Annotated in this window: 18 protein-coding genes; 13 read left to right on the top strand and 5 right to left on the bottom strand. The window is 64.1% G+C overall.

Translation table 11 applies throughout. The annotated features are described in order from the left end of the window. Positions 1-70: 70 nt before the first annotated feature. From QEH68_RS07405 to QEH68_RS07390, 4 genes are all read left to right on the top strand, one after another. Positions 71-871 carry a purine-nucleoside phosphorylase gene (locus QEH68_RS07405; RefSeq protein ID WP_207596877.1) on the top strand — a complete coding sequence of 267 codons (801 nt, stop codon included), beginning with the start codon at positions 71-73 and terminating at the stop codon, positions 869-871. Between the two features lie 461 nt (positions 872-1,332). After that, positions 1,333-2,931: a glycoside hydrolase family 68 protein gene (locus QEH68_RS07400; RefSeq protein WP_280627564.1), complete on the top strand. Its 1,599-nt coding sequence runs from the start codon at positions 1,333-1,335 to the stop codon at positions 2,929-2,931. A 90-nt stretch (positions 2,932-3,021) separates the two neighbouring features. After that, positions 3,022-4,647 (top strand): glycoside hydrolase family 32 protein, encoded by a 1,626-nt coding sequence (locus tag QEH68_RS07395; RefSeq protein WP_280627563.1) that lies wholly within the window; start codon positions 3,022-3,024, stop codon positions 4,645-4,647. A 102-nt stretch (positions 4,648-4,749) separates the two neighbouring features. Continuing rightward, on the top strand, positions 4,750-6,495 hold the full coding sequence (locus QEH68_RS07390) for a phospho-sugar mutase (protein WP_207596874.1): 1,746 nt from the start codon (positions 4,750-4,752) through the stop codon (positions 6,493-6,495). A gap of 27 nt (positions 6,496-6,522) precedes the next feature. Here the strand turns inward: QEH68_RS07390 and nirD are convergent, their stop codons facing one another. After that, the gene (nirD, locus tag QEH68_RS07385) at positions 6,523-6,885 is read right to left on the bottom strand and encodes a nitrite reductase small subunit NirD (RefSeq protein WP_280627562.1); all 363 of its coding nucleotides are present in this window, start codon (positions 6,883-6,885) and stop codon (positions 6,523-6,525) included. Positions 6,886-7,168: 283 nt separating this feature from the next. Between nirD and nirB the strand changes: the two genes are divergently transcribed. From nirB to QEH68_RS07370, 3 genes are read left to right on the top strand one after another with little or no spacing between them, the layout of a single operon-like run. Next, on the top strand, positions 7,169-9,799 hold the full coding sequence (gene nirB / locus QEH68_RS07380; RefSeq protein WP_280627561.1) for a nitrite reductase large subunit NirB: 2,631 nt from the start codon (positions 7,169-7,171) through the stop codon (positions 9,797-9,799). A 9-nt stretch (positions 9,800-9,808) separates the two neighbouring features. Then, positions 9,809-10,843: a uroporphyrinogen-III C-methyltransferase gene (cobA, locus tag QEH68_RS07375; RefSeq protein WP_280627560.1), complete on the top strand. Its 1,035-nt coding sequence runs from the start codon at positions 9,809-9,811 to the stop codon at positions 10,841-10,843. A gap of 12 nt (positions 10,844-10,855) precedes the next feature. Next, complete coding sequence (locus QEH68_RS07370) at positions 10,856-12,013, top strand: uroporphyrinogen-III synthase (RefSeq protein ID WP_207596870.1); 1,158 nt, start codon at positions 10,856-10,858, stop codon at positions 12,011-12,013. A 33-nt stretch (positions 12,014-12,046) separates the two neighbouring features. On the opposite strand, the gene QEH68_RS07365 is transcribed toward QEH68_RS07370, so the two are convergent. From QEH68_RS07365 to QEH68_RS07350, 4 genes are all read right to left on the bottom strand, one after another. Then, entirely contained in the window at positions 12,047-13,345 is a 1,299-nt protein-coding gene (locus tag QEH68_RS07365; RefSeq protein WP_280627559.1) for a Y-family DNA polymerase, read from the bottom strand. A 176-nt stretch (positions 13,346-13,521) separates the two neighbouring features. Further along, complete coding sequence (locus tag QEH68_RS07360) at positions 13,522-14,034, bottom strand: N-acetyltransferase family protein (protein WP_280627558.1); 513 nt, start codon at positions 14,032-14,034, stop codon at positions 13,522-13,524. Continuing rightward, positions 14,031-14,378 carry a metalloregulator ArsR/SmtB family transcription factor gene (locus QEH68_RS07355; RefSeq protein WP_207596868.1) on the bottom strand — a complete coding sequence of 116 codons (348 nt, stop codon included), beginning with the start codon at positions 14,376-14,378 and terminating at the stop codon, positions 14,031-14,033. Before QEH68_RS07355 ends, QEH68_RS07360 begins: the two co-directional genes overlap by 4 nt. A 51-nt stretch (positions 14,379-14,429) precedes the next feature. Beyond that, positions 14,430-15,170: an MIP/aquaporin family protein gene (locus tag QEH68_RS07350; RefSeq protein WP_280627557.1), complete on the bottom strand. Its 741-nt coding sequence runs from the start codon at positions 15,168-15,170 to the stop codon at positions 14,430-14,432. 45 nt (positions 15,171-15,215) lie between these two features. Here QEH68_RS07350 and QEH68_RS07345 point away from each other — a divergent pair, with 45 nt between their 5' ends. From QEH68_RS07345 to QEH68_RS07320, 6 genes are all read left to right on the top strand, one after another. Further along, on the top strand, positions 15,216-15,890 hold the full coding sequence (locus QEH68_RS07345) for a helix-turn-helix domain-containing protein (RefSeq protein ID WP_280627556.1): 675 nt from the start codon (positions 15,216-15,218) through the stop codon (positions 15,888-15,890). Positions 15,891-16,045: 155 nt separating this feature from the next. After that, on the top strand, positions 16,046-16,468 hold the full coding sequence (locus QEH68_RS07340) for an arsenate reductase ArsC (protein ID WP_207596865.1): 423 nt from the start codon (positions 16,046-16,048) through the stop codon (positions 16,466-16,468). Positions 16,469-16,499: 31 nt separating this feature from the next. Beyond that, on the top strand, positions 16,500-17,489 hold the full coding sequence (gene trxB / locus QEH68_RS07335; RefSeq protein ID WP_280627555.1) for a thioredoxin-disulfide reductase: 990 nt from the start codon (positions 16,500-16,502) through the stop codon (positions 17,487-17,489). 42 nt (positions 17,490-17,531) lie between these two features. Next, positions 17,532-18,917: an FAD-dependent oxidoreductase gene (locus QEH68_RS07330; protein WP_280627554.1), complete on the top strand. Its 1,386-nt coding sequence runs from the start codon at positions 17,532-17,534 to the stop codon at positions 18,915-18,917. A 35-nt stretch (positions 18,918-18,952) separates the two neighbouring features. Further along, the gene (locus QEH68_RS07325) at positions 18,953-19,609 is read left to right on the top strand and encodes an arsenate reductase ArsC (RefSeq protein ID WP_207596862.1); all 657 of its coding nucleotides are present in this window, start codon (positions 18,953-18,955) and stop codon (positions 19,607-19,609) included. Then, positions 19,609-20,025, top strand: coding sequence for a low molecular weight phosphatase family protein (locus QEH68_RS07320; protein WP_280627553.1), 417 nt, complete (start codon positions 19,609-19,611; stop codon positions 20,023-20,025). The genes QEH68_RS07325 and QEH68_RS07320 overlap by 1 nt, the downstream gene beginning before the upstream one ends. Positions 20,026-20,048: the final 23 nt, after the last annotated feature.

Below are 20,048 nucleotides of genomic sequence, written 5' to 3'. Positions count from 1 at the left end.
CCAGCGCGCGGGTCCCTACCAAAGTCCTGCGGCCGCAAGGTAGCTTGTACCAGTGAGTAACACTGAGCTGATGAACACAGACCCCTTTGAGGCCGCGAAGGCCGCCGCAGACTTCATCGCCGCCGAGACCGGCGTCGAGTCCCATGATGTAGCCCTGGTGCTCGGATCGGGCTGGGCGGAGGCCGCCGACCTCATCGGCGAAACTACCGCCACCCTGAATGCCTCGGAGGTACCCGGTTTCCACAAACCAGCGGTGGTGGGCCATGTAGGTACCATCCGCTCCGTTCTCACCAAGGAGGGCAAGCGTGCGCTCGTCCTGGGGGCGCGGACCCATTACTACGAAGGCCGCGGCGTGCGGTCCGTAGTCCACGGCGTACGCACCGCAGCCGCCGCCGGATGCAAGACCTTGGTGCTGACCAACGGTTGCGGCGGGCTCAACGAGGACTGGACCCCGGGCACCCCCGTCCTCATCAGCGACCACATCAACCTCACCGCAACCTCACCGCTTGAGGGCGCCACATTTGTTGACCTTACCGATCTCTACTCCTCGCGCATCCGCGACCTCGCCCGTGAAGTGGATTCCTCCTTGCAGGAGGGCGTGTACGCACAATTCACCGGACCTCACTACGAAACACCGGCAGAGGTCCAGTACGCCAAGCGGATCGGCGCAGACCTGGTGGGCATGTCCACGGCGCTGGAAGCGATCGCCGGCCGCCATGCAGGAATGGAAGTTTTCGGTATCTCCCTGGTCACCAACCTCGCAGCCGGCATCAGCCCGGTTCCCTTGAGCCACGCTGAAGTCCTGGAAGCCGGGCAGGCAGCCGGCAAGCGCATCTCGAAGCTCTTGGCGGACATCATCGCCAAGCTCTAACCACTTCACGGAGAAGCGGGGCCACCATCCACGGTGGCCCCGCTTTGCTGTTTAAGAGGTGCGCGCTAACAATTCCAGGGAGGACGTAAACGCACAGCAAATTCTCAGGATAAATCTGTTTTATCGCGCAACATTTGATCCTGCACCCCCAGATGTGGCACGCGCGCCCGTTGGCAATGTAAACGCTTGCGCAGATACCCGCCGGTAGCTCAAACCGCCCGCTAAACACCGTTTGATGTCCGACCTAACACGTGTCTAGCGTGGAACGTGTTCCGGTAAGTCGACGTGCCGGGACTACCGCGGTGGAGGCCTACGAGGCTTCCCCGCACCTCGAAACGATGGCGTCCCTCGGTGACGCCTCCAGCGGATCGATGGACGCCCCAGTTGTAGAGAACCCCCAACCGGGGGTCAGGGCATGCGCCCCACTCCACGAAGTCCAACACTCCGCGAGAAGAGCAAGCATGAACACGCACTCAACCCCTCAACGGCCACGCCGCCGGCTGCGACAGGCAACAGCCCTCGCAGCCGCAGCCAGCGTGGCCGGCAGCATCCTGCTGGGGACGCCGGCGGCGCAGGCGAACCTGCCGGCCGATCCGCCGTCGAGCACCATGCCGGCACCCACACCCGGCTTCCCGTTGCCAACCAACCACACGCAACAGGCGTACGATCCCGCGGCGGACTTCACGTCCAAGTGGACACGGGCGGACGCCAAGCAGATCATGGCCCAGAGCAATCCCAATGTTGCGCCCGGCCAGAACTCGATGAGCCCGAACGTCACGATGCCGGAAATCCCGAAGGACTTCCCGGCCATGAACGACGACGTCTGGGTGTGGGACACCTGGTCCCTCACGGACGAGAATGCCAACCAGATCAGCTACAAGGGCTGGGACGTCATCTTCTCCTTGGTGGCTGACCGGCATGAGGGCTACGGCTTCGACCAGCGCCACTGGAATGCCAGAATCGGCTACTTCTTCCGTAAGACCAACGCCGATCCTGCCAAGGACAAGTGGAACTACGGCGGACACCTGTTCCTCGACAACACCTCCATCGGCAACACCGAGTGGTCCGGTTCCACCCGCCTCATGCAAGGCAACAAGATCAACGTCTTCTACACGGCCACCACGTTCTACGATGTGGCCGAGCGGAACGCAGGCGGTGGCGGGATCGCTCCCGATGCCGCGATCGCCAAGACCTTGGGTAACATCCACGCCAACCAGAACGGCGTGACCTTCGACGGTTTCCAGCACACCAAGCTCCTGGAACCGGACGGAAAGCTCTACCAGAACAAGACGCAGAACCCCGGTTTCGCGTTCCGTGACCCGTACACGTTCGCCGACCCGGCACACCCCGGCAAGACCTTCATGGTCTTCGAAGGAAACACCGGCGGCACCCGTGGCTCCTACAAGTGCAAGCAGGAAGACCTTGGCTACGCCCCCGGCGACCCCAACGCCGAGACTTTGGCCCAGGTCAACAGCACCGGCGCTTGGTACCAGACCGCGAACGTAGGCCTGGCTGTCGCAGACAACAAGGACCTGACCAAGTGGAGCTTCCTCCCGCCGATCCTGTCCGCCAACTGTGTCAACGACCAGACTGAGCGTCCGCAGATCTTCATCCAGAACGAGAACGGCAAGAACAAGTACTACCTGTTCACCATCAGCCACCAGTTCACGTACGCAGACGGCATGCGCGGCCCCGATGGCGTCTACGGATTCGTCGGCAACGGCGTCCGCTCCGACTACCAGCCGGTCAACAACAGCGGATTGGCCCTTGGCTCCCCCACGGACCTGAACATGCAGGCCAACGCTCCGGAAGGTCCGGACCCGCGCCAGAACGGCCGTCAGTTCCAGGCGTACTCGCACTACGTGCAGCCTGGCGGACTCGTCCAGTCCTTCATCGACAACGTGGACGGCGTCCGCGGCGGTTCCCTCTCACCCACCGTGAAGATGAACTTCAAGGCCGGCGTGACGCAGGTTGACCGCAGCTTCGGCAAGAACGGCCTTGGCCCATTCGGCTACCTGCCCACCAACGTCCGCGTTGGCGGCGAAGGCCACTACAAGTAGGCCGCAACACCCCGGCCCTTGGCCACGGCAGGGGTGTCGGCTCCAGAAGAGCCGGCACCCCTGCCACCCCAACCCTCAGGATTTCTCCCCATGACTTACCCCAGCCCCCACCTGTCCCGCCGCCAATTGCTGGCCGCAAGTGCCGCCGTCGTGGTCGCCTTCTCTGCCGCTTCCTGCACGCAAACGGAAGGCCAGACGGCGGCCCCCACCCCGGGCGGGCACCGTCCGTCCCCTTCGGATCCATGGCGGCCCGTCGCACACCTGACGGCTGGGAAGAACTGGCTCAACGACCCCAACGGCCTCGTCTACCACGACGGCACCTACCATGCCTTCTACCAGTACAACCCGCACGGCAACTCGTGGGGCAACATGTCCTGGGGCCACTCCACCAGCAAGGACCTGGTGCATTGGGAAGAGCAGCCCGTAGCCATGGAGGCGAGCCCCGACGAAGAAATCTTCTCGGGCTGCATCGTGGTGGATTCGAACAATGCGTCCGGCCTTGGCTCGGCAGAGAACCCGCCCATGGTGGCCCTGTACACCAGCGCCTATGGCAAGAACGGCGCCCTCCCCCAAGGCGCGCAGGCGCAATCGATCGCGTTCAGCCTGGACAGCGGCTCCACCTGGCAGAAGTATCACGGCAACCCCGTGCTGAACCTCGACCCCACCAACAACAATTTCCGCGATCCCAAAATCACTTGGTACGAGCCCGGCCGCTACTGGGTGATGACCACCGTAGTGGCCGACGCCCAAGTAGTGAAGATGTTCAAGTCCACAGACCTCCTCCGCTGGGAGTTCCTCAGTGACTTCTCCGGAGTCGGCGCCCAAGGTGGGCTCTGGGAAGTACCTGAACTTGTGCAGATGGATGTGGAGGACTCCACGGCCAGGAAGTGGGTCATGCTCCTCAGCATCAATCCCGGGGGCATCGCCGGCGGCTCAGGGATGCAGTACTTTGTGGGTGGGTTCGACGGGACCCGCTTCACCGCTGAAAACGCGGCTGCCGCTGATGCGCCGCTCGAGGATTCGCAGTGGCTGGACCACGGCGCGGACTACTACGCAGCAAACTCCATTTCCGGCGCGCCCGGGAACAAGCCCGTGCTCCTGGGCTGGATGGGCAACTGGGACTACGCCCAGGATGTGCCCACCACGCCATGGCGCGGTTCAATGGCCATTCCCCGTGAACTCACCCTGGTTCGGGGCGCGAAGGGGTTTGAGTTGCGATCGGCCATCGCCGGTGCCGCAAAGGAAACGCTGGAACGCTCCGGTGAAGTGAAGAGCAAAAACCTCACCGTCGGGTCCTCACCCCAGGACCTGGGTGCGGACTTCGCAGCCCGGACCCAGCTGATTGAACTGGAAATGAACCTCGCCTCGGCGAGCGAGTCCGGCCTGATCCTCCGCCAATCCTCGGACGGCAAAGCCGGCCTCCGCATCTCCTACGCCAAGGAATCGCGCACCCTCAAGGTGGACCGGTCAGAGGCCGGGACCAGTAACTTCTCGGAGAAGTTCAGCCCGTTCCATGAGGTGAGCCTGCAGCCCTCCGGGAACGATCGCACCGTCCGGCTCACGATTCTTCTGGATGCGTCCTCGGTGGAGGTCTTCGCAGGCTCTGGAGCGGCGGTCATTTCAGACACGTTCTTCCCGGACTGGGACAACACCGGATCGTCAGCGTTCAGCCTGGGCGGCGACACGGACTTCACCATCACTTCCCACTCGCTCTAAGGCCCGCCGAGGAGTGAGATCCCACCCTTTACAACCGCATTTAAGGTTGGGATCTCACTCCTCGTTGCTCGTTCTCGGCTCATTGAGGATAGTTTTGACCCTATGACATCCAGCGATGCCGCATTTGAACAGCTGCTCACCGACGCCCGCGAGTGGGCCTCCCAGGATCCAGACCCGGCGACGGCCGCTGCCCTGGAGGAGCTGGCCGACCTCGCAAGCGGCGGTGATGCGGGAGCAGCCCAGGAACTGGGCGACAGCTTTAACGGCACCCTGCAATTCGGCACAGCCGGCCTCCGCGCAGCGCTCGGCCCGGGGCCAAACCGCATGAACCGCGTGGTCGTCCGCCGGGCAGCGGCGGGACTGGCGGCCTTCCTCACTGAAACGGTAGCTGCCGCTGCGCCGGGAACCCGGCCTCGCGCCGTCGTAGGCTTCGATGCCCGCTACAACTCGGACATTTTCGCGGAAGAAACTGCGGCGATCTTCACTGCGGCAGGCATCGAGACGTTCCTGATGCCGGCAGCTCTTCCGACGCCGTTGCTCGCCTACGCGGTCAGGAACCTGGATTGCGACGGCGGCGTGATGGTGACAGCCAGCCACAACCCGCCGCAGGACAACGGCTATAAGGTCTACCTGGGACGACATGCAGTGTCGGAAAGCGGGCGCGGATCGCAGATCGTCGCGCCGTACGACGCAGAGATAGCCGCCCGGATTGAAGCCGTGGGTGCCTTGGACTCCATCGAACTGGCAGACAGTGGGTGGACAGTGCTGCCGACGGCCATTGCCGCCGACTATGAATCTGCCATGGCCGGCCTGGTGGATCGTGAACACTTCCCCGCCAGGGACCTCAAGATCGTCCTGACGCCCATGCACGGTGTGGGCGGTGAAACGGCTGTCTCCGTCCTGAAGACAGCGGGTTTCACGGATGTAACCCTCGTGGCCGAACAAGCCGAGCCGGACCCGGACTTCCCCACAGTCGCGTTCCCCAACCCGGAGGAGCCCGGCGCACTGGACCTGGCCCTCGCGGCCGCCGCAGACGCGGGTGCGGACATCGTTTTGGCCAACGACCCCGACGCCGACCGGGCTGCGGTCGCCGCGTTGGATCCCTCGACGGGGTCCTGGCGCATGCTCCGGGGCGATGAAGTGGGTGCGCTGCTGGGTGCCCACATTGTGGCCCGCATGGCAGTCAGTGATGGCGAAGAACCCCGTGACGGCGTCTTCGCGAACTCGATCGTTTCCTCGCGGCTGCTGTCGCGGATCGCCGCGGCCGCAGGGTACAAGCATGAGGAAACGCTGACGGGCTTCAAATGGATTTCACGGGTTCCCGGCCTCAGCTACGGATATGAGGAGGCACTGGGCTACTGTGTGGCACCGGATCTGGTGCGCGATAAGGACGGCATTTCAGCTGCAGTCCTGATCGCGGAATTGGCCGCCGCTGCCAAAGCCGAGGGCAAGACGATCTTCGACACCCTCGATGACCTCTACCTGGTGCACGGCCTGCACGCCAGCGACCAGTTAAGCATCCGGGTAGCGGACTTGGGACTCCTGGATGCCATGATGAACCGCCTGCGGGTCAACCCGCCGGAAGCGTTCGGTGGCTCCGCCGTCGAGGTGTTCACTGACCTCGCCGAAGGAAGCGAAGCCTTACCGCCCACAGACGGTCTGTTGTACCTCACCCGGGACCAAAGCCGGGTCATCATCCGGCCTAGCGGCACGGAGCCCAAACTCAAGTGCTACCTGGAAGTCATTCAGGCCGTGGACTCCGCAGCGGAACTCCCCGCTGCCCGCCAGGCAGCGCGGACATCGCTGGACGACGTCCTCAGGGATGTCCGCGAAGCACTGGGCCTTTAGGAAGCATGGGCCTTTAGCCGGCTTGGCTTAGAGTTCAACCTCGATAAAGCCGTCCACCAAACGGGTGGCGAAGACATCGAGCCTCAGTTCGGGGTTGGTGAAGCACTCCCCGGTTTCGAGGTCGTAGACCTCTTTGTGGAGCGGCGATGCGATGGTCGGCCGGCTTCCGCGGGATCCAATGATGCCGCGCGCCATGACGTTGGCCAGTGTTGCCGGGTCCTGCTGTGCCACAGCGAATACTTCGGTGGGCGTAGTGCGGAACAGGGCAACCTGGCGGCCGGCGATCAGTGCCGCTTCGCCCCAGGCGACTTCGAGCTCATCCACCGGGCACACGACGTGCCACTCGCCGGTGGTGGTCAGATCCTCGGCACGGTCCAGAATTACGGTCATTTCAGCCCCTCTCGCTGTGTCCGGGTGGTGGCTGTTCCCACCGTCACTCCCCCGGACCGGGCCACGCTTGCGGCCGCTCTTCCACGCTAGGACCCGGGTGTTTCGTCAGGTGTCCGGGTTTGTGTCCAACGCGTAAAAGAGACCTCACACCCCGCGAAATGCGGTTGTGATGCAGAAGTTAAGATCACGAAACAAAAGGGAAACTGAAGCGAAACTGCCCGTCCCTAGGCTGGAACCACAAGTTGCGACAGATCCGTCTGCAACATCTGCGAAAGGCCCACCAGTGACCGGACACACTTCAAGTACAGAGAACCCGCGCCGCGTCGTCGTCGTCGGCGGCGGGCCCGCTGCCCACCGTTTCGCTGATGCCATGGTCAATCGCGGTCTTGAAGGTTGGCAGGTTACGGTGCTGACCGAAGAGGCACACCTCCCCTACGACCGCGTAGCGTTGAGCAAAGCCCTCACGGAAACAGATGTTGACCTCACCTTGGGGGAAGCATCCATGTGGGACCACGAGGCATTGACCCTCAAGACCGGCGAGCGCGCCGTCAAGATTGACCCGGTGGCCAAGAGCGTCCTCACCGCCGCGGGGAACAAGTACGAATACGACCACCTGGTAGTGGCCTCGGGCTCGGACGCTGCCCGTCTCCCTATTCCCGGGGCTGAACACACCCACGTTTACCGCACGCTCGACGACGTGTGGGCGATCAACAGGGCCATTGCCGGTCTTCGCGAAAAGCTGGGCCGCAAGGTCAACGCCGTCACCATTGGTGGTGGCCTGCTGGGACTTGAGTCCGCTGCCGGTACCGAGCAGTTGGGCGCCACTCCGATCGTCATCAACGGCGCTCCGTGGCTCATGAATACCCAGTTGGACGAGGGAGCCGGCCAGTCTCTGGGTCGCCTGATCGAGGCAAAGGGCTTCGAAGTCCACGGTGGCGTCTTCCCTTCGGAGGTGGTGACGGACGACGACGGCAACGTCACCGGTGTCCTCATGGCTGACGGCCGCACTATCGATGCCGACCTCGTGATTGTTGCCATTGGCGTCAAGCCCCGTGATGATCTCTTCCGCGCCGCAGACGGCGAGGAACAGCTCTTCAGCCTGGGTCAACGCGGCGGCGTGGTCATCAACGACTTCTGCGCCACCGAAGTGGACGGCATCTGGGCCATCGGCGAAGTGGCCAACTTTGAAGGCATGTGCCTTGGTTTGGTAGCACCCGCCAACACCATGGCCGAGATCGTTGCGGACCGCCTGCATGGTGGCGAAGCGACGTTCCCCGGCTTTGACACTGCCACCAAGCTCAAGTTGTCCGGCGTGGACGTTGCCAGCTTCGGCGACGCCTTTGCCCGGACCGAGCACTCCCTGGAAATCGTCTACGCCGACCCCGCACGTGGCGTCTACCAGAAGATTGTCACCACAGACGATGCCAAGACCCTCCTGGGCGGCATCTTCGTGGGCGACGCTTCCCCCTACATGAGCCTCCGCCCGCTGCTGGGACGCGAGCTCTCGGCAGAGCCCGGTGCATACTTGAGCGCCGCCGGTGGCGGCGAAGCTCCCGAGACCGAACTGCCGGACGACGCCATCCTGTGCTCCTGCAACAACGTTGCGGCCGGGACCATCCGGGACACCATCAACGGATGCGGAGCATGCGAAGGCAATGCTCCCGTCCAGGAACTCGGCGAACTCAAGGGCTGCACCCGTGCCGGCACGCAGTGCGGTTCTTGTGTCCCCATGCTGAAGAAGCTCCTCGAGGGCGAACTGACGAAGTCCGGCATCGAGGTCTCCAAGGCGCTGTGCGAGCACATCAGTCTCTCCCGGCAGGAACTGTTCGACGCCATCCGCGTCCTGGAACTCACCTCCTTCGAAGAGATCATGGCCAAGTACGGCACCGGTGCCGGCTGCGACATCTGCAAGCCGACCATCGCCTCCATCCTGGCCAGCCAGCACTCGGCCTACGTCCTGGATGCCGGCCGCGGCTCCCTTCAGGACACCAACGACCGCGCCTTGGCGAACATGCAGAAGGACGGCACGTATTCGGTGGTCCCCCGCATCGCCGGTGGTGAGATCACGCCCAAGGGCCTCGGCGTCATCGCCGCAGTTGCCGAGAAGTACAACCTCTACACCAAGATCACCGGCGGCCAGCGCATTGATATGTTCGGTGCCCGCCTGGAGCAGCTCCCGGACATCTGGAAGGAACTGGTGGACGCCGGTTTCGAGTCCGGCCAGGCCTACGGCAAGAGCCTCCGTACAGTGAAGTCCTGTGTTGGATCCACCTGGTGCCGTTTCGGTGTCCAGGATTCGGTAGCCATGGCCATCGCTTTGGAGCTTCGTTACCGCGGCCTCCGCAGCCCGCACAAGCTGAAGATGGGCGTGTCCGGTTGCGCCCGCGAATGTGCCGAAGCCCGCGGCAAGGACGTGGGCGTCATCGCCACGGCCGATGGCTGGAACCTGTACGTCGGTGGCAACGGTGGTGCCACTCCGGCCCACGCCCAGCTGCTGGCCAAGGACCTGGACGACGAAACGCTGCTTAAGTACATCGACCGCTACCTCATGTACTACATCCGCACCGCTGACCGCCTCCAGCGCACCGCGCGCTGGCAGGAAGAACTCGACGGCGGCATCAAGCACGTCGAGGAGGTAGTGGTCAACGACTCCCTGGGCATCGCCGAAGAGCTTGAAGCGGCCATGGCCAAGCACATCGACACCTACGAGGACGAGTGGGCCGAGACCTTGAAGGACCCGGAGCGCCTCCGCCGTTTCCGTTCGTTCGTCAACGCCCCCGACCAGAAGGACGAGTCCATCTCCTTCGTTCCGGAGCGCGGCCAGATCCGCCCGGCCACCAACGAGGAAAAGGGCGGCGTGCTCATCGCTTCCACCATCCCGGTCCGCAGCGAAACCGTCGGCGCAGGAAACTAGGGGTTCACCATGCAGCTCACCATTGATCTCACCGGCCGTGACGTCCTTGTCACGGGATCGGAAAAGTCCGCCCGCCAGGCCATCCGCCGCTATCAGAGCGCCGGTGCCAACGTGTACCGGCTGAGCACCCCGGAAGGTGAACCGGGCGACGGTCAACTTCCGGAGCGCCCGTTCCTGGTGGCGATAGTGGACGACGGCGACGCAGGGTGGCTGCCGCTGGTGGAACGCTGCCGCGATGCGGGGATACCTGTCGCGTTTGAGCCGGCACCGGGCGCCGACGGCCACGTGACCTTGGTGGGCGGAGGTCCAGGAGCCTTGGACCTGCTCACGGTTGGCGCCGTGGACGCCCTGCGTGATGCCGATGTGGTGTTCTACGACCGTCTGGCCCCGTACCAGGAGCTGGCCGACCTGACCTCGGCCGAACTCGTGGATGTTGGCAAGCAGCCGGGCCTGCACAAGGTGACCCAGCGTGACATCGAGAAGCTCATGGTGGAAGCTGCGCTGCTGGGCAAGAACGTGGTCCGGCTCAAGGGCGGCGATCCGTATGTATTTGGCCGAGGCGGCGAGGAAGTGGCCGCCTGTGTTGCGGCAGGCGTCCCGGTGCGGGTGATATCCGGTGTCACCAGCGCCATCTCCGTTCCCGCCGCAGCCGGGATCCCGGTCACGCACCGCGAAGTCAGCCACATGTTCACCGTAGTGTCCGGCCATGCCCCCTTGACCGAGAAGGAACACACCCACCTTGCCGGACTTGGCGGCACGATTGTGGTCCTCATGGGCATTGGTACCCTTCCCCAGCTTGCAGCAGGGCTGCGCCGGGCAGGCATGGACGCGGACATGCCCATGGCTGTGGTGGAACGTGGCTACCGCCCGGGGCAGCGCACCACCATCGCTGATCTGGGTACGATCGAAACAGCTGCCACAGGCTGCAGCAACCCGGCCGTGCTGGTCATCGGCGAGGTGGTCCGGGTGGCTGAAGCCAACCGCAACCATGCAGAAGCATCCGCTGAACTGAGCCGCCTGGCGGCTTCGCTCCTTGAAGCCTGAAGGTAAAAACACATGACTGTTGCACGCGCCATCGAAGTCCACGACGCTACTGCCGCTCCGGAGGTTTCCGAAGCCGTCGACGCCCCGCTGGACGGATTCCGAATCGGCGTCACCTCGCACCGCCGCTCCCGTGACCTCATTGAGGCACTGGAGCGTCGCGGTGCCAGCGTGTTGCACGCCCCCGCTTTGAAGATCGCCCCTGTGCAGGAAGACATGGTCCTCATCGAGGACACCCGCACCATCATCGCGGCCAAGCCGGACATCTGCATCGCCACCACCGCCTACGGCATGCGCCGCTGGTGCGAAGCCGCCGATTCCTTCGGTATCGGCGAGCAACTCCTGGAAACCCTGTCCGCCTGCCGCATGTTCGTCCGCGGCCCCAAGGCCCGCGGTGCCGTGCGCGCTGCAGGACTTGCCGACGTCGGGATCAGCAGTGACGAAACCACCGCCACGCTGGTGGATATGCTGCTGGTCGAGGGCGTGCGCGGCAAAACGGTCGCCGTGCAACTGCATGGATACACCGATGTCCGCCAGCTGGAACGGCTGCGCATGTCCGGCGCCACGGTCCTGACCGTGACCCCGTACCGTTGGGTGAAGCCCGACGGCGAAGACAAGCTGCCGCGCCTGATCGAGGCAGTGGTGGGCGGCAACCTGGACGTACTGACGTTCACCAGCGCTCCGGCCGTAGACGCCATGTGGAGCACAGCTCACGAAATGGGCCTGTACCGCCAGCTCATCGAAGCCCTTAAAGGGCCCGTCACTGTTGCCGCTGTTGGGCCGGTCACCGCACTACCACTGGTCGACGCCGGGCTGACGCCACTGATCCCGGACCGTTACCGCATGGGCGCACTGATCCGTTTGGTGACCGAACACTTGTCCCTTAACCATGTACGCCGGTTGGAGACCAAGAGCGCCACGATCGAACTGCGCGGGCGCTGCCTGCGGATCAACGGTGAGGTGGTGGACCTGGCACCGGCTCCCCTGCTGCTCCTGCGGGCACTGCTCGGCGCGGGCGGAGCGGTACTGTCCCGGGAAGCGCTCTCGGACCTGCTGGACCTGCGCGGTTCTGTGCATGCCCTGGACATGACGGTCAGCCGCCTGCGTTCCTCGCTGCCGGACGGCAAGCTCGTGGAGACCGTCGTGAAGCGAGGGTACCGGCTGCGCGCGTAGCCTCCCGGTCTCTACGAGGTGGCGGCTCCCACGTCAGGCCGCCTTTACCAAGGGAAGTTCATCCCAGTTGGTGGTGTACCGGGGGCTGAGCATGTCGCGTTTCATGGACCAGTCCGGTCCTCCCTTGATTCCAGCGTGCCCCAGACCTATGGAGCCGCGGCCGTACCGCTTGCTGACTTGCTCCAGCAGGGGGCCGATGCCACGTTCTTCGTGCCGGTTCTCGAAGATCTCCAGGGGCTTCTGGTTGCCGCTGGGACGGAGGTCAGTAACCATGATCCCGGCCTTGGCGTACCTCACGCCTTCCTGGATCCTTGGAACCAACGCATGCGCTGCCTTGGTCAGCAGCACGGGATCCGAAGTGGGCATGGGCAGTTTGACGTTAACGGTGGGAAACGACTTGTCGTTGGGGTTGTAGACCGATGTGGCAGCAAAGGCCGTCAACAGCCTTGCTTGGAGGTCATGTTTGGCCAGCCTGGCACTGGCCATCTGTCCGTAGATACTGAGCACCTGCCGCAGCTGCGCCGCCGTCGTGATCGGCGTGGAAAAGGAGCGGGAGAAGATCAACTGGTCCCTCCCGATCCTTTCCTCCTCCATCGGGATGCACGGGGTACCCTGCAATTCCAGCACCGTGCGCATCATGACGATGGAGAACTTGTCCCGCAAAGCCACGGGGTCAGCCCGGACCAGGTCCAGGATGGAGAAGATCCCCATGGCATTCAGACGTTTGGTCAGCCTGGTGGCAACACCCCAGATCTCCATCACGGAGAGCCGTGCCATGAGTGCTTCACGGTGGGCTTCTGGAATCGAGTCCCACCGGCACACTCCGTTGAAGCCCGGATTGTGTTTGGCCCATTTGTTGGCCAGCTTGGCGAGGGTCTTGGTTCTGGCAATACCTACGCAGACCGGAACCCCCACGTGCCGTTGGCACGCCGCTTTAATGGTGCGTCCCAACTCCAGCAGCTCTTCGGGCTGCCCTTTCACTCCGAGAAACGCCTCATCAATGGAGTAGACCTCCTGCCACGCCGAGTAGCGGGCCAGGAGCTCCATGACACGGGAGCTGATGTCCCCATACAGTTCGTAGTTGCTGGAGAGGGCAATGAGCCCCCATTCCTTGGCCCGTGGAGCAAGTTTGAACCATGGCTCCCCCAGCCCGATCCCCAGCTTCTTGGCTTCCGGAGACCTGGTGACTGCACAACCGTCGTTGTTGGACAGCACGATCAGCGGCTTGCCCTCCAGCGAGGGATTGAACGCACGCTCGGCCGACGCATAGAAGCAGTTGATATCCACGTGGGCGATCTCCTGCATCTGATGCATGAGTGCTGGCTTGGACATCGTCCTCCTCCTCCGTTCGGCCTTAGCACGCACGCCGCTGTTCCCCTGCAGGACACGCCGCGCATTCGAACATATATTCGAATACCTTTACTGTACTGCCACGCACCGACAAGAAGGCTTCGGCCGGACCACCGACAAGAATGCCGCCGGTTTAGTGAGCGGCATCAATCAGATAGTTACACTGCGGGTGAGCGGCGTTCGAGCAGGAGTGTGTCGCGCCACTGGCCGGCGGCGGGACCGTAGGTCATGCGGGCGATGCGGCTCCTGTGTCCGATGACCCGGAAACCGGCGGATTCGTGGATCCGGAGGCTGGACTGGTTCTCCGGGAAGACGCTGGATTGGATAGTCCACACCCCGTCGCGCTCGGTGGAGTCGATGAGTGCCTGCAAAATGGCTTTGCCCAGACCGAGGCCGCGGGCTTCGGCCGCCACATAAATGGAGTGTTCGACCACGCCCGCGTAGGCAGGCCGGGACGAGACGGCGGAGACGGCGGCCCAACCCAGAACGCCCCGTCCGGGCGCTTCGGCGACGATCCGGTGCGCCTTCAACCTGGAGGTGTCGAAGGTTTCCCAATCGGGAGCCTTTTCCTCAAAGGTGGCGTGCCCCGTCTCGATGCCTTGCTGGAAGATGCGCCGGACAGCGGGCCAGTCGGCTTCCTGCATGGGCCGGACATCAAAATCACGGCTCATAGGGCAGTGAGGACTCCGGCGACGTCATCCAGGGCTCCGGGGACCAGCGAGTAGTATGCCCAGGTGCCGCGCTTTTCGCGATGCAACAGACCGGCCTCGACCAGGATCTTCAGATGGTGGGAGACTGTGGGTTGACCCAGATCCAGCGGTTCGGTGAGGTCGCAGACGCAGGACTCACCGCCGTCGGCGGCCTTGACGATGGAGAGCAGGCGCAGCCGGTTGGGATCCGCCAGCGCTTTGAACACGATGGCCCGGCGCTGCGCTTCTTCAGCGCCAAGGGCTGGTGTAGCTGGCGGGCAGCAGATGGTCTGCGTGTCCGGTTCGAGCAAGGGCAGCGAGGTCATCTACCTATTATGCCGCAACATTGACATTCATCAATGTTCAGGCCGGCGGGACTACTGCTTGGCCGCTTCTACGGAGTGAGGGATGACAACGTCGGCGGCGGCCCGGCCGGCATGCGGGAAAAGCAGGAGCAGGATTCCAACGCCAACAGCCGCACCGAGGACCTGGACGGCGAGGAATGGTGGGACGGAACCCGGCGCAATGCCAGCGAAAGTGTCGCTGAAGATACGGCCGATGGTCACGGCCGGGTTCGCGAACGACGTGGAGGACGTAAACCAGTACGCAGCGCCGATGTAGGCACCTACAGCCGGGGCGGCCAAAGCGCCGCGTTTGGTGGCCGCAAGGGAGAAGATCAGCAGGACCAGACCGGCAGTCGCGACCACCTCGGCCAGCAGATGACCCGCCGTTGCCCGCCCCTTGGTCGAGATGGACGTACCCACCTCAAACATCGCGTTCGCCAAGACACTGCCACCGATGGCACCGGCAATCTGGGCCAGGACGTAGAGGCCGAGGTCCGGCAAGGACAAGCCGGATCCGCCGCGCCGTCCGAGGAACCAGTCCACCATGGAGACAACCGGGTTGAAGTGGGCGCCACTGACCGGCCCGAACACCAGGATCAACACCGTCAGGCCAAGCACCGTGGCCGTGCTGTTTTGCAGCAACTGCAGGCCTGTGTCATTGGGCGAGAGCTGGGCTGCGGCGATTCCGGAACCAACGACGATGGCAACGAGCAGGCCGGTGCCGAGGAATTCAGCGATGGCACGGCGCCACAGGGGCGGCTGGAGTGAAGTCATGCCAACAGCTTGACGCATGGAATTAACTCAGTCAAAATTGAATCAATGAATATTGAAGCAGTCGACACATTCCAGGCCCGCGTAGCCAGGCACGCAGCCCTTGCCGATCCGGCACGCCTGCGTATCATGGACCTGCTGACCCTGGGCGACTTCTCGCCATCGGAACTGCAGGCCGAACTGGGCATGCCTGCCAACCTGCTCTCCCACCACCTCCGCACCCTGGAGGAAGCCGGCCTGGCAACCCGCCACCGCTCCGAAGCCGACAAGCGCCGCAGCTACCTCCGCCTCGCCACCGGCGCCCTCAGTGGGCTCGTGCCCGGGGCGGCACATACAGCAAGCCGTGTCCTGTTCGTCTGTACGCGCAACAGTGCCCGCTCCCAGCTGGCCACCGCCCTGTGGCGGCAGGTCAGCGACATCCCAGCAGCCTCGGCCGGAACGCGCCCCGCAAACCGCATCGCCCGCGGAGCCATCGAGACCGCCCGGCGTCATGGGCTGGACCTGCCCGACATCGCACCGCGCACCCTGGAAGAGGTTGCGGAGGAGGCCGACCTGGTAGTGACCGTCTGCGACAACGCCCACGAAGAACTGACCGGGCTGGGCGGAATCCATTGGTCCGTGCCGGATCCCCTCCGCCTGGACACTACGGCCGCCTTTGACCGTGCCTTCGATGACATCACCCGCCGGATCAACGACCTCGCGCCACGCATCACCGCCGCCTGACCATCTGGCAGCGTTGAAATATTGACATTCATCAATCTATCGTCCGATACTCGCTATATCGACCATCATCAATGTTCGCTACGGAGAGCTTCGTGCTCGGGCGCACCGCTTCAAACCAGCCACCCGTTCACACAACGATTCCAGGAGAGAAACCCGTGAGCTACGAAACCATCAAGAAGCCCTCTGTCCTCTTCGTCTGCGTCCACAACGCCGGACGTTCCCAAATGGCCGCAGCGTTCCTGACAACTCTTGGCAAGGGTGGGATCGAAGTCCGCTCCGCAGGCTCCCAGCCCGCCGACAAGGTCAACCCGGCCGCCGTCGAAGCCATGGCCGAACTGGGTATCGACATGTCAGCCGAAATCCCCAAGGTCCTCACCACCGAGGCCGTCAAGGAATCCGACGTCGTCATCACCATGGGCTGCGGCGACGAATGCCCATACTTCCCCGGCAAGCGCTACGAAGACTGGGTCCTGGAAGACCCCGCCGGCCAAGGCGTGGACGCCGTCCGCCCGATCCGCGATGAAATCAAGACCCGCATCGAGGGCCTGATCGCCTCCCTCGTCCCGGCTGCCAAATAACCCACTTTTTCGAGCACCAGGAGAGTCTCCCGTGAGCACCGACGTCCAGACCGAGCAACTGATCATCATCGGCTCCGGCCCAGCCGGCTACACCGCGGCGATCTACGCCGCCCGCGCAGGCCTGAACCCGCTGGTCCTGGCCGGGTCGGTCACCGCCGGCGGTGCGCTGATGAACACCACCGAAGTGGAGAATTTCCCCGGCTTCCCAGGCGGGATCCAAGGCCCTGAGCTCATGGATGGGCTCCAGGAACAGGCGGAAAAGTTCGGCGCCCGGATAGTGTTCGACGACGTCACTGAAGTTGATCTTAAGGGTCACCTCAAGCGTGTGGTCACTGGAGGCGGCGAGACCCACGAGGCCCCGGCCGTCATCCTTGCCACCGGTTCCGCGTATAAGGAACTGGGCCTTCCGGAGGAGAAGAAACTCAGCGGCCACGGAGTGTCATGGTGCGCCACCTGCGACGGGTTCTTCTTCCGCGAACAGGACATCATCGTGGTTGGTGGCGGCGACTCCGCCATGGAGGAAGCGACCTTCCTGACCCGCTTCGCCAGGACCGTCACGGTGGTAGTGCGCAAGGACGAACTCCGCGCCTCCCGGATCATGGCCCAGCGCGCCAAGGACAACCCCAAGATCAAGTTCGCCTGGAACTCGGCCATCACCACCATCCACGGCGACAGCAAAGTCACCGGCGTGACCCTCACGGACACCCGCACCGGTGAAACCCGTGAACAGGATGCCACCGGAATCTTCGTGGCCATCGGCCACCTGCCCCGCACCGAGCTGGTTGCCGGACAAGTCGACTTGGACGACGAGGGCTACATCAAGGTCGACTCACCCACCACGGTTACCAACCTCTCCGGCGTTTTCGCCTGCGGGGACGCTGTGGACCACCGCTACCGCCAAGCCATCACCGCAGCCGGAAGCGGCTGCGCGGCCGCGCTGGATGCCGAACGGTTCCTTGCCGCCCTGGATGACGCCCACAGCATCGCCACCGCCCTGGTCGAAGAACCAACCCACGCCTAACCACTCGAAACGCCACGCCAACGGATGAAACAAGAGGACAGCATGGATTCAGTGACGAACTTTCCCATCGCAGTGATCGGCGCAGGCCCGGTAGGACTCGCCACCGCGGCCCACCTGCTCGAACGCGGACTCGAACCGGTCATCTTCGAAGCAGGCCCCTCCGCCGGCGCCGCTATCGAACAGTGGCGGCACATCCGTTTGTTCTCACCCTGGCGCTTCAACCTCGACGACGCCGCCGTCCGCCTGCTCGAACCCACCGGCTGGGAATCACCCCGTCCCACCGCACTGCCCTACGGCGGCGAACTCATCGACAACTACCTCACCCCACTGGCGGGTACACCCCAGATCGCTTCCCGGCTCCAGACCGGCTCCCGCGTCATCGCCGTGACCCGGCAGGGCATGGACAAAACCCACGTCCGGGACCGCGACACCACCCCCTTCGTTGTCCGGGTTGAGCACGACGGCGGAGAAACACGGGACCACACCGTCGCTGCCGTCATCGACGCTTCCGGCACTTGGTCCACCCGCAACCCGCTTGGCACCTCCGGCCTGCCCGCCATCGGCGAAGGCCTGGCAGCTGACCGGATCTCCTCGCCGCTGCCCGACGTTGTTGGCCGCGACCGCGCCGCTTTCGCCGGCCGCCGCGCCCTCGTTGTCGGGGCGGGCCACTCGGCAGCGAACACCCTGATCAACCTCGCAGACCTCGCCAAGGACGAACCCGATACCCGCATCCTGTGGGCCGTCCGCGGTAACTCCGCCGAGAAGGTCTACGGCGGCGGTGACGCCGACGGGCTCCCTGCACGCGGCCAGCTCGGCTCCCGCCTCCGCCGCCTGGTCGGGGCCGGCACCATCGAACTGCACACCGGGTTCGGCATCGCTGCCCTGAAAAACCTCGACTCGCATGTGAGCGTCGAAGCCGTCGATGGACGCACCATCGACGCCGACGTCATCGTCCCCTGCACCGGCTTCCGCCCGGACCTGGAGATCCTGCGGGAACTGCGTCTGGACCTGGACCCCGCCGTTGAAGCTCCCACCGGGCTCGGCCCGCTGATCGACCCTGAATTCCACTCCTGCGGCACGGTCCCGGCGCACGGCGCGAAGGTCCTGGCCCACCCCGAAAAAGATTTCTATATCGTCGGGATGAAATCCTACGGCCGGGCACCGACCTTCCTGCTCGCTACCGGCTACGAGCAAGTCCGTTCCGTCGCCGCAGCCCTCGCCGGTGACCAGGAATCGGCGGACACCGTCCACCTTGAACTGCCCGAAACGGGGGTCTGCTCCGCGGACGCCGGTACCAGCTGCGATGTTCCCGCCCCTGCCGCCACCGTGTCGCAGGAGCCAGGGTCAGGCTGCTGCTCCACACCGGAACCGGCATTTGTCGGCTTCCCGACCGGGCTCGCACACGGCCGATCCGGCACCACCAGCTGAAAGCCAGTCACCCAAACAACCATTGGAGCACTGTCATGACCGACCACCAGGAAACCACGCTCGGCCTGCAGGACAACACCGAAGTACTCCACCGCATCAGTGACCGGCTCGCCGGACGTTACGCAGGGATCTTCGCCGCAGAAACCGTCGAACGCTACGTCTTCGAGTCCTACACAGCGCTGGCCCGCACCGCGAAGGTCAGCGCCTATCTGCCCGCGACCACCGAGCACTTCGCCAACGACAGGCTCCACGCCCTGGCCAAGTCAAAAAGCTCCCTCGCCTCGGAGATCCCGGAGGTGTTGTTCGTTTGCGTACAGAACGCCGGCCGCTCCCAAATGGCCGCGGCCCTGCTCACAGCCGAAGCCAAAGGCAAAATCCGGGTCCGCTCCGCCGGGTCCCTGCCCGCATCAGAACTCGACGCCAACGTCGTGACAGTCATGAACGAGATGGGCTTGGATCTGGGCAAGGAATACCCCAAACCGCTCACCGACGACGTCGTCCGCGCCTCCGACGTGGTCATCACCATGGGCTGCGGCGACTCCTGCCCGATCTACCCCGGCAAACGCTACGAAGACTGGGAACTCACCGATCCCGCCGACCAGCCCCTCGACACCGTCCGGACCATCCGTGATGAAATCCACGGCCGTGTGAAGAACCTGGTCGCCTCCCTGACGAAAGAGACTGCACTCTAATGACCTCAGAACATCCCGCCGTCCTGTTCGTCTGCAGCAAGAACGGCGGCAAATCCCAGCTCGCCGCAGCTCTCATGCGGGAACTGGCTGGGGACAACGTCACCGTCTACTCAGCCGGAACAAAACCCGGCGCGGCGTTGAACGCCCAGTCCGTGGAATCCCTGGCCGAACTGGGCATCGACGTCACCGGCGAGTATCCCAAACCGGTCACCGACGAAGTCCTCAACACCGTGGACGCCGTCATCGTTCTGGGAACCGAAGCCAAACTCGACCCACCGACCGGGAAGCGCTTCGAAATCTGGGAAACCGACGAACCCTCAGAACGTGGCATCGAAGGCATGGAACGCATGCGCCTGGTCCGCGACGACATCAAAACCCGCGTCCAAACCCTCTACAGCGACCTCACGACAACCTAACCCGACAAGGCTCGCCGTCGAAC

Origin of the sequence: Paenarthrobacter sp. OM7, from assembly GCF_029873575.1 — a bacterium.
In the GTDB taxonomy this organism is placed as follows: Bacteria; Actinomycetota; Actinomycetes; order Actinomycetales; family Micrococcaceae; genus Arthrobacter.
The sequence above is the reverse complement of the archived record's forward strand: the minus strand, read 5'-3'. Positions and strand labels throughout refer to the sequence as shown.